Source organism: Alteripontixanthobacter muriae (assembly GCF_013336795.1).
In the GTDB taxonomy this organism is placed as follows: domain Bacteria; phylum Pseudomonadota; class Alphaproteobacteria; order Sphingomonadales; family Sphingomonadaceae; genus Pseudopontixanthobacter; species Pseudopontixanthobacter muriae.
On the sequence record NZ_JAAFZT010000004.1, the window covers coordinates 43,777 to 56,156 of the forward strand.

The following is a 12,380-nucleotide window of genomic DNA, read 5'->3' on the forward strand; positions in this document are numbered from 1 at the left end:
CGCGTCCTTTTGTCAGGAGCCCTGGTCGAACAACTCGTCCAGATAAGCCGCCAGCCGGACGCCTCCCTGCTGCAGGCGCTGTTCCGCCGTAGCCAGATGCTCGTACTGATACGCATAGCCGAGGTTCGGCATCTCCGCGGTCGCTTCGGGATAGATCGTGTCGCGAATGGCCGTGCTTTCCCCGATCCACACCTGCGGGTTGGCGTCCCACCAGGCGATGGTTTCCGCCGGGTCGATCTGCCGGCCCAGCCAGTTCGCATATTCGCTGTAGGACAGGTTCTGCCCTTCGATCATCTGGCTATCCCAGACGGAGTGCAGATTGGTATCGTCGCCGAACCAGCGCACCTTCACATCGTTGCCGCCGCGGTCGTCTCCACTTCCGGCGTGCAGCGGCTGATGCACATCACCGACGATATGAACGATGAAGCGCAGGGCGAGCGCCTTGTCCGCCTGCATCGTATTCGGATCACGCACGGTGGCGGAGAACCGTTCCAATGCGCTCAAGGCGTCGCCTTCGTCCGGGGCGCCGACTTCGGCATAGGTCTTCCCTTCGGGCACGGTGACGTAATGATAGGGCCCTGCCTCCGTCTGCCAGAAAGTGGCGGGGTTCGACCGCTCCTCATCCGCCCAGGTCGATGCTTCGGCAAGGTCTTCGGCACCGAGGATCGTCTCGATCTCGGCACGGGTTTTCCCGCTGATGCGTTCGTCGGCGATCTTGCCGATCACCCGGTGACCCGTCTGGCCCCAGGCCGCGGCTGGCGAGGGCAGGCAGATGGCCATTGCGGCGAGGGCCAAGGCAGTCTTGTAGATCATGTTTCCTCCTGATGCGCAGCCCTTCACACCGCCAGATGACAGCTTGATGGCGCAAGGGCTGGCGTTCGTCCGGTGCTAGCAATCACACGGTGGCAAAAATCAAGTCGCGATGATCATCGTTCAGGCAAATGCCTTCGCGCCCATCCAGAGGGCCATGCCGACCATGATGAGATTTTCGGTCAGCGAAACGAAGCCGAGCGGGACATTGTTGTTGCCCCCCACGCAGGCGCATTTCAGCTCGCGCTTCTCGACATAAACGGCCTTGTAGACGCTGAAGGCGCCAATTGTGCCGATGAACAGCGCGACCGGTACGGAAATGATCGGCAGGGCATGCGCGGTCATCAACACGCCGGCCAAACCTTCAGCGAAGGGATAGATGAAACTGTAGGGCACCCAGCGCCGGGCGAGCAGATCGTAATTGAGGAACATGGTCGAAAAGGCGCGAACATCCTGCAATTTCTGCAGGGCCAGCAGGCACATGGAAATGCTGACAAACCATTCCGCCGCCCGCAGGGTGAGCAGTTCGCCGAAAGAGGACCAGCTTACCGCCAGGGCGATCAGCGCCGCCATGACGAAAATGGCGATCACCGGGCGATAGCTGGCCGCGTCCTCCTGCTGCACGGCCTTGCCCAGATAGGCGCGCAGATCGTCATAGCCGCCGATGCGCTCACCCTTGATGAAGGTTTGCGGCGTGGTCTTCACGTCATGCTGGGCCTTGAAAGCGTCGGTTTCCTCGCGCGTTTCCAGATGGTGATCTTCTACGCGGAAGCCTTCTCGCTTCAGCAGATCGACGGTTTTCAGTCCATAGGGACAAATGTGTCCCGGCATGACCATGCGGTGCACGACCGCGACCTTCCCGTTGTTGCTCATCGTTTTGCCTTTTCGAACAGTTCGACAAGTTCGCCGAATTTCTCGCGCTGCTGTGCGGCATCGCCGCTGGCGATCGCTTCGGCGACGCAGCAGGCGGCATGATCCTTCAGGATTTCGGTCTCGGCACGCCCCAGCGCGGCCTTGACCGCCTGGATCTGGGTGAGGATGTCGATGCAATAGCGATCTTCCTCGACCATCTTTGCAACTCCGCGGACCTGTCCCTCGATCCGGCTGAGGCGGTTCAGAATGGCGGGTCGCCTCTTTACCTGATGTCCGTCCGGCTGATCCATCGTCATGCTCCGCTTGAAATACCTTATGGGGGTATATAGATGCGGCGGTGAAGGAGTTTCAACCCCGTGATCGATACGAATATTTCGAGACGCAATCTCATCAGGGCTGGCGCGCTTGCGTCGGGTGCGTTTGCCATGCCGGCATGGGCACGGGGCGGCGATCTGCATGGTGCGCATCTGCGGCAGGGATTCGACCAGGTAACCGGCCCCGGCATCGACCTGACGGTTGAGGCGGGAATGCAGATGGTGGAGGGGCGCCGTGGGCATGGTATCGCGGTGAACGGCAGCGTACCGGGACCGCTGCTGCGCCTGAAGGAGGGAACCAATGTCCGCCTCGCGGTGCATAACAGGCTGAACGAGGACACCTCGGTCCATTGGCACGGCCTGTTGCTGCCGTTTCATCTGGACGGGGTTCCCGGTGTCAGCTTTCCCGGCATTCCACCGGGCAAGAGCTTCGTCGCCGAATTTCCGGTCAGGCAGTCCGGCACCTATTGGTGGCACAGCCATTCCAATCTGCAGGAACAGGCGGGTCACTACGGTCCCATCGTCGTCGATCCGGCGGGGCCGGACCCGGTGGCTGCCGATCGGGACTATGTTCTGCTGCTGAGCGAATTCACGCCTTTGCATCCGCATGTGATCATGAAGAAGCTGAAGCAGGGCGAAGGGTACTTCAACTACCAGCAGCGCACCGTGACCGACGATTACCCGCTTTCGGCCGAAGACCGCCGCATGTGGGCGAAGATGCGCATGATGCCGACCGATATTCTGGACGTCACGGGCGCGACATACACATATCTGGCAAATGGCCACGGACCGGCGGAAGGCCTTGAATATCTGTTCAGGCCGGGTGAACGGGTGCGCCTCCGCGTCATCAATGGCAGCGCGATGAGCTTCTTCAACGTGCGCATTCCGGGGCTGAAATTCCACATCGTGGCGGCCGACGGTCAGAATGTCCGACCGGTCGAGGTCGAGGAGTTCCAGATCGCCGCCGCCGAAACCTACGATCTGGTCGTCGAGCCTACGGGCGAGGCGCATACTATCGTCGCCGAGAGTATGGACCGGTCCGGAATGGCCGTCGCCACCCTGGCCAGCCGGCCGGGCGCGAGGGCTGCAGTGCCCGCGCTAAGAGATACGCCTCTGCTGACCATGGCCGATATGGGCATGAACCATGACAACATGGACCACGGCTCTGCGGGCGCGGGTTCCGGAGGGCATGCCGGAATGAACCACGGAGCAATGGACCACGCCGCGATGGGCCATTCCGGGCATGCCGGTCACGGACCTGCCAACGCGCCTGCCGCAGCCGGTTCCGCCACAGCGGCTGCGATGGACATGGGCGACATGTCGATGCGCGACACCTCTTTGCTCCCGCCGGATGTGAAGGTCGGGCCCGGTATCGACATGGTTGCCATGGCCCCTGCCGATCGCATGAGCGACCCCGGCATCGGGCTGAGCGAGGTGCCGCACCGCACGCTCGCCTATACCGATCTGGTTGCGCTGGCTCCGAACAGGGATCTGCGCCCGCCCTCCCGCGAAATGGAAATCCACCTCACCGGGAATATGGAACGCTACATGTGGTCCTTCGACGGGGAGAAATTCTCCGCAGTCAGCGACGAGCCGATCCGCTTCGCTTTCAACGAGAGAGTCAGGGTGAGGCTGGTGAACGACACGATGATGGCGCATCCGATCCATCTTCACGGGCATTTCTTCGAACTGGTGAATGGCGCTGCGCCGGGCCATCAGCCGTTGAAGCACACACTGGTGGTGCAGCCCGGCGGAAGCGCCACGTTCGACCTGACCGCTGACGAACCCGGCGACTGGGCATTCCACTGCCACCTGCTGTACCACATGCATTCCGGCATGTTCCAGATCGTCTCGGTCGACTTTCCGGAGCATGTATCGTGAGGAATCTCGTTCTCGTCCTGATGATGGGAGCCGCCACGCCAGCTATGGCCCAGCACGCCGAACATACCATGCCGGCGGACGAGCAGCCGGCGACAAGTGCCGAGGCTCCGCATCAGGAGCATGAAAGTCACACACTTGCAGATCACGCCAACCACTCGGAAACGCATCACGACCAAGCGGCCGTTGAGGCGGCTCCAAAGCCGGTCGACCACAGCCAGATGGACCACAGCCAGATGGGCTACAGCCGAATGGGGCACAGGCCGCACCATACGCAGCCATCGCTAGAACCGTCTTCGCCGCTTCGTGGGGTTGGTCCGGCCCGCGCTGCCGATGCCATCTGGGGTGCCGAGGCGATGCAGGCGTCCCGCGAGGCGCTTGCACGCGACCATGGGGCGATGACCATGTTCTGGCTTCAGGGCGACCGCGTCGAATATCGCGCGAGGCAGGGCCGCGACGGCTATTTGTGGGATGTGCAGGGCTATTACGGTAGTGATCTCGACAAACTCTGGTTCAAATCCGAGGGCGAGGGGGCTTTTGGCGAAGAGATCGAGAGCGCCGAAGTGCAGGCGTTATGGAGCCATGCGATCAGCCCATGGTTCGACCTGCAAACCGGCTTGCGGCAGGATCTTGCGCCAATCGATCGGACCTACGCCGTTATTGGCGTGCAGGGCCTCGCGCCTTACCTGTTCGAATTGGATGCCGCTGCCTTTCTATCGGGCCGGGGCGACCTGACGGGCAGGGTGGAGGCCGAACTCGACCAGCGCATCACCCAGCGCCTCAGCCTGCAACCGCGTGCAGAGTTGGAACTGGCTGCACAGGACGTTCCCGAACTCGGCATCGGGGCGGGGCTGGACAGCGCTGAACTCGGCCTGCGGCTCCGCTACGAGATCGCGAGAGAATTCGCGCCTTATGTCGGGGTCGAACAGGAATGGAAGCTCGGTCGCAGCGCGGATTACGCGCGCCAGGAAGGCGAAGATCGAAGCGTGACGAGCATGGTCGTGGGAGTTCGCTTCTGGTTCTGACGGTCGGGATAGCAGCCTGACACTTCCTTCAGTGAAAACTCTTCGGCAATCGTGTCAGAAACGGCGGTAATCGTCACAATCGTTTCACATGCATGTTGCAATTCAGGCCGGAAAAGGATTTCGGCCGATGAAATGTGTGACGATATTGACGACAGACCCGCTGGGCGAAACGGCGGAGGACTTCCTGTCGGATGATTGCCGCTTCACCTTCGGACGGTTACGCGCAGATGTTCCGCAGCGCCTTTTCGACGGACCCGTCTGGACTTTCATCGACTGGCTGACTCCCGAACTATCCGGCCTCGAACTCTGCCGCCGGCTGCGTGCGGATGGAAGGACGGCGGAGGTGCATGTCACCATGGTCCTGGAGAATGGCGACATCGACGACCGGCGCCGTGCGATGGCTGCAGGTGCGGACGATTACATGGTGGGGCCGATCGACCGCAACACGGTACTCGACCGGGTTCTGGCGTGCGAGAATGGAGAGAGGGCGCAGAGGCCGGGTAATCTGGTATCGCTCGGCGATCTCGTCATCGATGTGGATACGATGCGGGTGAAATGGCACGATAGGCCCGTGGCGCTTCGGCCCAACGAACTGCGCCTGCTGCGCTTCATGATGGAAAACCCCGACCGGCTGCTGTCGCGTCAGGATCTGATTTCCGGACTCGGCAAGGATGAACAGCATATCGACGAACGCAGCGTCGATGTCTGGGTCGGACGGCTGCGGCGGGCCTTGAAACAGGCTGGCGCGGGCAATTTGCTGCGCACCATTCGATCGCGCGGCTATGTGCTTGATTCACCCGACTGAGCAGGTCTGACGGGCCGCTCGTCGCGACCGTCAGACTTGCTGTAATCTTCGGGCGTGTCAGAATTCGGCTGCGACGCTCAGGCTCACCGAGGTGCCGACCTCGTAAGTGTTGATCTCGATCCGGTTCGTGCCGTTCGACTGATATTCGAAATTGTCGCGGCCGAAGATGTTGCGGACCTCGAACTTCAGCGTCAGCGGCTGGTTCAGGAAATCCAGTTCCTCGCGGGCGACGAAGTCCACGCGCAGGCCCGGGTCTTCGACGATGTCGGGCAGCGCATTGGTTCCGCGGCTGGTCACTCGTTCGCTGGCATAGGACAGCAGAAGCGTCACTTGCTGCAGGCGATCGAGATCTTCGAGGCCAAGTTGCAGGTTCACCAGGTGATCCGACTGTCCGGTCAGCGCAGCCCCATCGCGGAAGAAGTTGGACGCAGGTTGCGCTCCGCGCGGGAAAACCTGGGTCACATCGCCTTCCGCTACCGATATTTCGGATTGCGTGTAGGTGTAGTTCGCAATCGCGACCGCCCGCTTGCTATCGAACCAGCCGCCGAGATCGAGCAGATCGTATTCCAGCTGGAACTCGGCTTCGGCACCGTAAAGCTGAGCCTTGGGCGCATTGGCGAAGCTCGTCACCTGTTCATTGTCCGAGAAGCTGGAATACGCTTCGATCGGATTGTCCAGATCCTTGTAGAATCCCGCGAGGGAGAACTTGCTGTTGCGAGCGAAATAATATTCGGCGCGCGCTTCTGCATTCATGAGCTGGCTGTCGACCAGGAACGGATTACCGTTGAACTGGCGGTTCGTGTCGGGATCGTAATAGGTCTGGAAGATCAGCTCGCGGAATTGCGGGCGTGCGATCGTCTTGGAAGCCGAAAGCCGCAATTGCAGTTCGGGCGTGGCTTCGAAAGTCAGCGTGGCGGCGGGCAGGAAATAGTCACGCGACAGCGCGGTGCCGGCGGTACTGTTGAGTGGGGTGGTGAACACCTGCGCCGGATCCACCGTCTGATCCGCATCTTCGTATCGGACGCCGACGTCGAGCGTGAGGCGGTCGAAGGGATTGATCTGCAACTGGCCGTAACCGGCGTTGATCGTCAGCCCGGCGTCGAAAGCAGGATCGTTCTGCGTCGTCTCGATCAGGCCGATGTCGAAGAAGTCGATGATTGCATCGCCCAGCAGCAGGTCAGGACGAAGCAGGCCCACTGCATCGGGGAATTCGGTGGATGCATCGAACAGGAATTCACGCCGTTCGGAAAAGCGGTCCGTATCGGTGTAGGCATAGCCAACGGTAGCTCGCAGCCAGTCCGTCAACCGATAGCCGAAATCGATGCCGCCGTAATAGAGATCCTCCTGCAGGTCCGAGAAGGTGACCGATGCATTGCCGCGCTGCCGGTCGAGCACGTTAACGAAACGGTCGCCGAGCGGGTCGCCGGCAATGTTGGTGCGGACATATTCGAAGGAATATTCATACGGCGCTTCGCGCTTGGTCTGGGCATAGCCGCCGCGCAGGTCGATCTCGAGATCGCCGAATTCCAGTTCGCCGACAATCTGCGAATCCAGCAACTGGCGTTCGAACCAGCCGGTGTTCTGGATCTGCTTGGAAAAGTCGGATTGGAAGTCCTCACCCACCGACAATTGCGACTGCTTCAAGCTGTCGCGGATGTACAGATTGGTCCAGCGGAACCGATGGTCGCCCAGTTCCAGTCCCAGCCCGATCAGCCCGTTGACGACGATGCGATTATCGGTCGTGAAATCGCGAAAGTCGGTGTCGAGGTCGAGATCGGCGTTCACCGCCGTCTGCGAAATGATCGACCGGTTACGCCATTTGTTGCTGATCGACGCGGTGGCGATAAGGCCGAGCCGTCCATCCGCGCCGACGTCGACGGATGTTCCGCCCGTGATGTTGCCGGAGAAATTCAGCGGCAGATTGCCGATCCGCTGGGTCAGGACAACATTGGGATCGCCCAGTTGCTTCGCGATCGCCTGCTGGTCGACGTCGAGATCGGAAAGGCGGTTTCCGCTGGCGAAGAAGTCGCGCAGGGCGGGCGGCACATCGCGCGTACCGTCGTCGAAGCCGAGCGGATCGAGGTCCGAGCCGTAATAGGCAATGCCGTCGAAGCCGGTTGTCTGACTGTCGCCGCTGATCCCGCCGCCAATCGTCAAAAAGCTTTCCTCCGGCACGGCGCGGGTGGTCAGGTTGATGACACCGCCGCCGAATTCACCCGGAAAATTCGCCGAGTAGGTCTTCTGAACCAGGCTGGACGCGATGATGTTGGTCGGAAAGATGTCGAGCGGAACGACGCGGCTCAGCGGTTGGGGGCTAGGAAGGGGCAAGCCGTTCAATAGCGCGAGCGAATAGCGGTCGCCGAGACCGCGCACATAGACCAGCCCGTTTCCGGCGGTTGAAAGGCCGGTGACACGGCTCAGGGCACCAGCGATATCGCCTTCGCCGGTCCGGGCGATCTGTTCGGCACTCAGGACGGAGACGATCTGCGTCGAACTGCGCGAAATGTCGCGGTTGCGCCGCCCTGTCACCACGATCTCGCCGCCCGGTATCGAGACGTCGGGCTGCTCGAAAGCTTCCTCTTCCGGTTGGCCATCCACGCCTTCGACCTGATCCGTTAATACGTCCAGATCTTCCGCCTGAGTATTCGCGCTGCCTTCCGCGCCCGTATTGGGAGCACCGCCCGTGCCCTGCGCCAAGGCGATCCCGGGGATGGTGAGCGCAGTGCTGACGAACAGCAGGCCGGTGAATGTCTTGGCGATGGACATGGTAATGTGAGACCCCTTGGTCGATCAGGTCCGGAAATCCGGGGGCGGCACCTGCTGCAGGCCGCGCTTAACGAAAGATTGAGTGAAGCCCGGGCCGCGCCTTTCAAAAAGCGCTGCCCGGGCTTCATATTGGCGATCAGTAGACCGGAAGCGACGTACAGGCGCGGTCGGTGTTGCCGAAGGACACGGCGGCGGAGTCGCAGGTCCAGCCGCGATACCAGGTGTCCGAAGCATCGCGAACGGCACCGATATAGCTGACAGCGTCGAAGAAGCTGCCGAGTGCCGTCGGGTTGAAGGCTGTCACCGCGTTTTCGTTCGCGCCGTTGACGAACAGCAACGAAAGCGAGTTGGTGAAATCGTCGTTATTGTTGGTTCCGCGCACGAACAGCTGCTCGACGCTCGCTGCCGTCACGCCGCCGCCGCCATCGCGGAACGGGGTGTCGCAATCGATCACGAATGAGTTGAAGACCGGCGGACCGGCTTCGTCTGCAGCACCGCCAGCGGCGCGAATGGTCTGCGCATCGTCGATTCGGATGCAGGGTGCACCGCTGTCTTCCACCAGAACGCTGTTGACGATGGCATAATCGGCGCCGCCGCGAATGCGGATGGCCTGCGATGCTGCGGCATTGCGGTGGTAGAAGGTTGCGTTCGAGATCTGCGTATTCTGACGCGGGGTCTGGTCTTCGAGCCCGTTGGTCGAATCTGCTTCGATGATGGCATCGCCCGCGCCCTGGCGCTGTACGGCAATGACATATTGCATGTTCGCCTTCACGCCGGTGTCGGTATCGAGCGAGTCATCCTCGGCTCCGACGACGACCAGATACTTCACGCCAACGCGTCCGCCGAAGAATTCGACGCCATCGTCGGAGCTGTTGTAGCTCATGATGTGGTCGAGCTGGGTTCCCGAGCCGACACCGCCGGTGGTCAGCGACTGCAATTCGCTGTCGCCCGACAGGACGAAGCCGGAATAGCGGATCTGCACATAGCTCATCCGGCCCGAAGAATCGGCAGGTGTGGCGCCGCCGAACAGGGCTGGCTGGGCCGCACCTTCGACCTGGCGTTCGCAACCGATCGTGCCAGGCTGCGCGCCCGGTGCGATGCAGTCGGTAACCGGTGCACGGCCGGACAGGACGACACCGCCCCACTGGCCAGAGGAGTTGGCGTTGTTCAGGCCGAGAACGTTGTCGCGGCTGGTGAAGATGATGGGGCGATCCGCGGTGCCGACTGCGTCGATCATGTTGCCGCGATTGACGTTCAGGAACGACGATCCGCTGGCGAAGGCCATCACGCCCGGTTCGATGGTCAGCGTCACATCGGTGTCGCTGGCACCATCGCTCGCGTCAGCAGTGGGGCCGCCATCGGTGCCCACATCGACCCGTCCGGCGATCCGGTAAAGCAGGCCTTCGATGTAAGGCAGGGTGGAGGAGGCGGTGAAGCGGGCCGGCATCGTGCAGACGCGATAGCTTCCGGTCGGGCCCGAGATGGTGCCGCTGTCGGTCAGGCCCGTGGGATCGGCGATCGTCGGGCAGCCGGATGCGGCCGTGACTGTCGCGGGGCCGGTCGGCGGGGGCGTCGGTGTCGGCGTAGGCGCGGGATTGTTGATGATGACATTTCCGCCGGTACCCGGCGAGGTGAGATCGTCAGGTCCGCAGCTGGCAAGAGCAAGTGCACTGCAGCCAAGGATAAGCGAGCGTTCGAAAATGGTCATGAATCAGACCCCCTTTTTCAAGAAATTCCGCCGCGTTCGCGGTGCCGGGAATCGCCGGGGCGACATGCCCCCGCTTTCGAGAAGGGTGATTAGGAGCGCCGCGTGACAGTTTCTTTGCAAAGAACACGACTATATTCAGACAGAAGATTGCTCTTCTAATGACATTTGTGACAACAACCGAACACGGCGCAATATTGCAATTATATGACAATGTTACGGATTTGTTGCAGTGGGCGGAGAAAAGGCGCAACTTACAATCCGATAAGAGGCTTGAGGAGAAACGCGATGATGAGAACCGCCCTTCTGACGACCGTTCTGGCTTCGTCACTCATGGCCAGTGGCGCGCTGGCACAGGGGCCTGCTGAAAATCCGGCTACACTTGCGTATCACGACCTGTCCCAGGGAAATGACGACCGCGCCGTTGAGCGTCTGGAAGCCGCAGCGAACGATGACCCTGCCGTTCTGATCAATCTTGGCATTGCCTACGCACGCCAGGGCCGGTCAGATGATGCGAAAGCGATGTTCGTAGCGGCGCTGGCAAGTGACACGCCTGTGAAGCTGGAAACAGCCACTGGCGAGTGGCAGGATTCTCGCTGGCTAGCCCGATCTGCTCTCGGCAAACTGGCGCGCGGTGAATTCAGCGGTGCAGGTCGGTTGGCTTCGGCTGACTGACAGCCGGCGATGCACGTCAGGCAGTTCGCATGGCTTCCAGTTCCGGAACCAGAACGCTGCGGCCGCCGCCATATTCCTCGCGCACGACAATCAGGCCGATATTTTCCAGATGGTCGAGCAGGCGCCTGATTCTGCCCGGTGAACTGGTGCCATAGGCGCGGGCCAGCGCATCTTCGTCGGGCATGGTTTCGCCCGCTACCGCGCCCCGCGCCAACAGCAGAAACGGCGCCAGAACATCGTCTTCGACCCTGTCCGCGAGGTTCCGGATCGCCGCGCGGGCCGGGGCGTCGAGATCATCGACCCCGGTCAGCGCAAATGCGAACCGGCGACGGAACTCGGACATGTCGAGCATGACCCGCACCCCGCGCTGGCGGCAGGATCGCTGGAAGCTCTGGAATAGGCGGCTCGCAGGCTGGAACGGCGCGGCCGGATCCGCCGCGATCTCCATCAGAACATCGTTCAAGGCACTGGCTTGCTCATTATCCATGCCTGTATTTAGCCGATCTGTGACAGCGGTTTCGGCCATCTGGTCCGCTAAAGGTTCCAGCGCCTCCATGTGGCGCGCCATGACAGGAACGGGCGAACTGCCCGCGCCAGCCGGACCGGCCGTGTCCTGCGCCGCGCTTTCCAGTTCGGCATGGAGCAGCGCCTCCATGTCCTGAGCAGGCGCATCAGGCAGAGGGACGAGCCCGCTGGCATTGCGGATATTGCCCGATCTGACGCTGCCGATGCGGATGGGGACCGGCTTGCGACTGATTGCCGGACCGAGCCCCAGAAAGCGGCCCCTTTCCAGGTCGCGGATGTTTTCGGCCTGCCGCCGCTCCATGCCCAGCAGATCGGCGGCCCGGGCCATATCAATGTCGAGAAACGTGCGGCCCATCAGGAAGTTCGAGGCTTCGGCCGCCACATTCTTGGCCAGTTTGGCGAGCCGCTGCGTCGCAACGATCCCGGCAAGACCGCGCTTGCGGCCGCGGCACATCAGATTGGTCATCGCGGTCAGCGCGATGCGGCGCGTGTCTTCGCTGATTTCGCCTGCGGCGGCGGGGGCGAACATCTGCGCCTCGTCCACTACGACAAGCGCCGGGAACCAGTGTTCGCGCGGAGCGTCGAACAACGCCCCCAAAAAATGCGCGGCGCAGCGGATTTGCTGTTCCACATCGAGCCCTTCCAACGCGAGCACGATCGAGGCGCGATGTTCACGGACACGCCGTGCAAGCGCCTCGATCTCCGCCGCCGAATGGGCAGCCCCATCGATCACCACATGGGGAAACAGGTCGGCCAGGGAGGTGAAATCGCCTTCGGGATCGATGACGACCTGCTGCACCATGCCGGCGCTTTCTTCCAGCAATCGGCGCAGGAGGTGCGATTTGCCGGAGCCGCTGTTGCCCTGCACCAGCAGGCGGGTCGCGAGGAGCTCCTCCATATCGATCCGCACCGCTTCACCGGTCGAATCCTCGCCTATGATGATATGGGTTTCCACAAGGCAGAGGATAGCGTCCGCCGCGCCTAATCCCAACCTCGACGATTGA

General features: G+C 61.8%; 10 protein-coding genes. 4 read left to right on the forward strand and 6 right to left on the reverse strand.

The window, feature by feature from the left end; all coding sequences use genetic code 11:
- Nucleotides 1-12: 12 nt before the first annotated feature.
- The 3 genes from G7A66_RS01160 to G7A66_RS01170 all read right to left on the reverse strand — a co-directional run bounded on the left by G7A66_RS01160 (nucleotide 13) and on the right by G7A66_RS01170 (nucleotide 1,979).
- Nucleotides 13-813, reverse strand: coding sequence for a S1/P1 nuclease (locus G7A66_RS01160; RefSeq protein ID WP_174293873.1), 801 nt, complete (start codon nucleotides 811-813; stop codon nucleotides 13-15).
- A 120-nt stretch (nucleotides 814-933) separates the two neighbouring features.
- Complete coding sequence (locus tag G7A66_RS01165) at nucleotides 934-1,683, reverse strand: glutaredoxin family protein (protein ID WP_206675009.1); 750 nt, start codon at nucleotides 1,681-1,683, stop codon at nucleotides 934-936.
- Nucleotides 1,680-1,979 carry a metal-sensitive transcriptional regulator gene (locus G7A66_RS01170; protein WP_174293874.1) on the reverse strand — a complete coding sequence of 100 codons (300 nt, stop codon included), beginning with the start codon at nucleotides 1,977-1,979 and terminating at the stop codon, nucleotides 1,680-1,682. Before G7A66_RS01170 ends, G7A66_RS01165 begins: the two co-directional genes overlap by 4 nt.
- Before the next feature lie 129 nt (nucleotides 1,980-2,108).
- On the opposite strand from G7A66_RS01170, the gene G7A66_RS01175 reads away from it, so the two are divergent.
- From G7A66_RS01175 to G7A66_RS01185, 3 genes are all read left to right on the forward strand, one after another.
- Nucleotides 2,109-3,878: a copper resistance system multicopper oxidase gene (locus G7A66_RS01175; protein WP_232366578.1), complete on the forward strand. Its 1,770-nt coding sequence runs from the start codon at nucleotides 2,109-2,111 to the stop codon at nucleotides 3,876-3,878.
- A complete protein-coding gene (locus G7A66_RS01180) occupies nucleotides 3,875-4,900 on the forward strand; it encodes a copper resistance protein B (protein ID WP_332310460.1) in 1,026 nt (341 codons plus the stop codon). Before G7A66_RS01175 ends, G7A66_RS01180 begins: the two co-directional genes overlap by 4 nt.
- 127 nt (nucleotides 4,901-5,027) lie before the next feature.
- Nucleotides 5,028-5,705: a response regulator transcription factor gene (locus G7A66_RS01185; RefSeq protein WP_174293876.1), complete on the forward strand. Its 678-nt coding sequence runs from the start codon at nucleotides 5,028-5,030 to the stop codon at nucleotides 5,703-5,705.
- Between the two features lie 57 nt (nucleotides 5,706-5,762).
- On the opposite strand, the gene G7A66_RS01190 is transcribed toward G7A66_RS01185, so the two are convergent.
- Both G7A66_RS01190 and G7A66_RS01195 read right to left on the reverse strand, forming a co-directional pair.
- Nucleotides 5,763-8,471 carry a TonB-dependent receptor domain-containing protein gene (locus G7A66_RS01190; protein WP_174293877.1) on the reverse strand — a complete coding sequence of 903 codons (2,709 nt, stop codon included), beginning with the start codon at nucleotides 8,469-8,471 and terminating at the stop codon, nucleotides 5,763-5,765.
- Nucleotides 8,472-8,607: 136 nt separating this feature from the next.
- Nucleotides 8,608-10,179 carry a hypothetical protein gene (locus G7A66_RS01195; RefSeq protein ID WP_174293878.1) on the reverse strand — a complete coding sequence of 524 codons (1,572 nt, stop codon included), beginning with the start codon at nucleotides 10,177-10,179 and terminating at the stop codon, nucleotides 8,608-8,610.
- 285 nt (nucleotides 10,180-10,464) lie between these two features.
- Here G7A66_RS01195 and G7A66_RS01200 point away from each other — a divergent pair, with 285 nt between their 5' ends.
- Nucleotides 10,465-10,851 carry a hypothetical protein gene (locus tag G7A66_RS01200; protein ID WP_174293879.1) on the forward strand — a complete coding sequence of 129 codons (387 nt, stop codon included), beginning with the start codon at nucleotides 10,465-10,467 and terminating at the stop codon, nucleotides 10,849-10,851.
- Nucleotides 10,852-10,867: 16 nt separating this feature from the next.
- On the opposite strand, the gene G7A66_RS01205 is transcribed toward G7A66_RS01200, so the two are convergent.
- Nucleotides 10,868-12,331 (reverse strand): helicase HerA domain-containing protein, encoded by a 1,464-nt coding sequence (locus tag G7A66_RS01205; RefSeq protein WP_174293880.1) that lies wholly within the window; start codon nucleotides 12,329-12,331, stop codon nucleotides 10,868-10,870.
- Between the last annotated feature and the right edge of the window lie 49 nt (nucleotides 12,332-12,380).

Bases quoted from the DNA above. Each gene is read 5' to 3' on its own strand.
- G7A66_RS01190 (WP_174293877.1), bottom strand. From the start codon at position 8,471: ATGTCCATCGCCAAGACATTCACCGGCCTGCTGTTCGTCAGCACTGCG.
- G7A66_RS01185 (WP_174293876.1), top strand. From the start codon at position 5,028: ATGAAATGTGTGACGATATTGACGACAGACCCGCTGGGCGAAACGGCG.
- G7A66_RS01195 (WP_174293878.1), bottom strand. From the start codon at position 10,179: ATGACCATTTTCGAACGCTCGCTTATCCTTGGCTGCAGTGCACTTGCT.
- G7A66_RS01175 (WP_232366578.1), top strand. From the start codon at position 2,109: ATGCCGGCATGGGCACGGGGCGGCGATCTGCATGGTGCGCATCTGCGG.
- G7A66_RS01170 (WP_174293874.1), bottom strand. From the start codon at position 1,979: ATGACGATGGATCAGCCGGACGGACATCAGGTAAAGAGGCGACCCGCC.
- G7A66_RS01165 (WP_206675009.1), bottom strand. From the start codon at position 1,683: ATGAGCAACAACGGGAAGGTCGCGGTCGTGCACCGCATGGTCATGCCG.
- G7A66_RS01200 (WP_174293879.1), top strand. From the start codon at position 10,465: ATGATGAGAACCGCCCTTCTGACGACCGTTCTGGCTTCGTCACTCATG.
- G7A66_RS01160 (WP_174293873.1), bottom strand. From the start codon at position 813: ATGATCTACAAGACTGCCTTGGCCCTCGCCGCAATGGCCATCTGCCTG.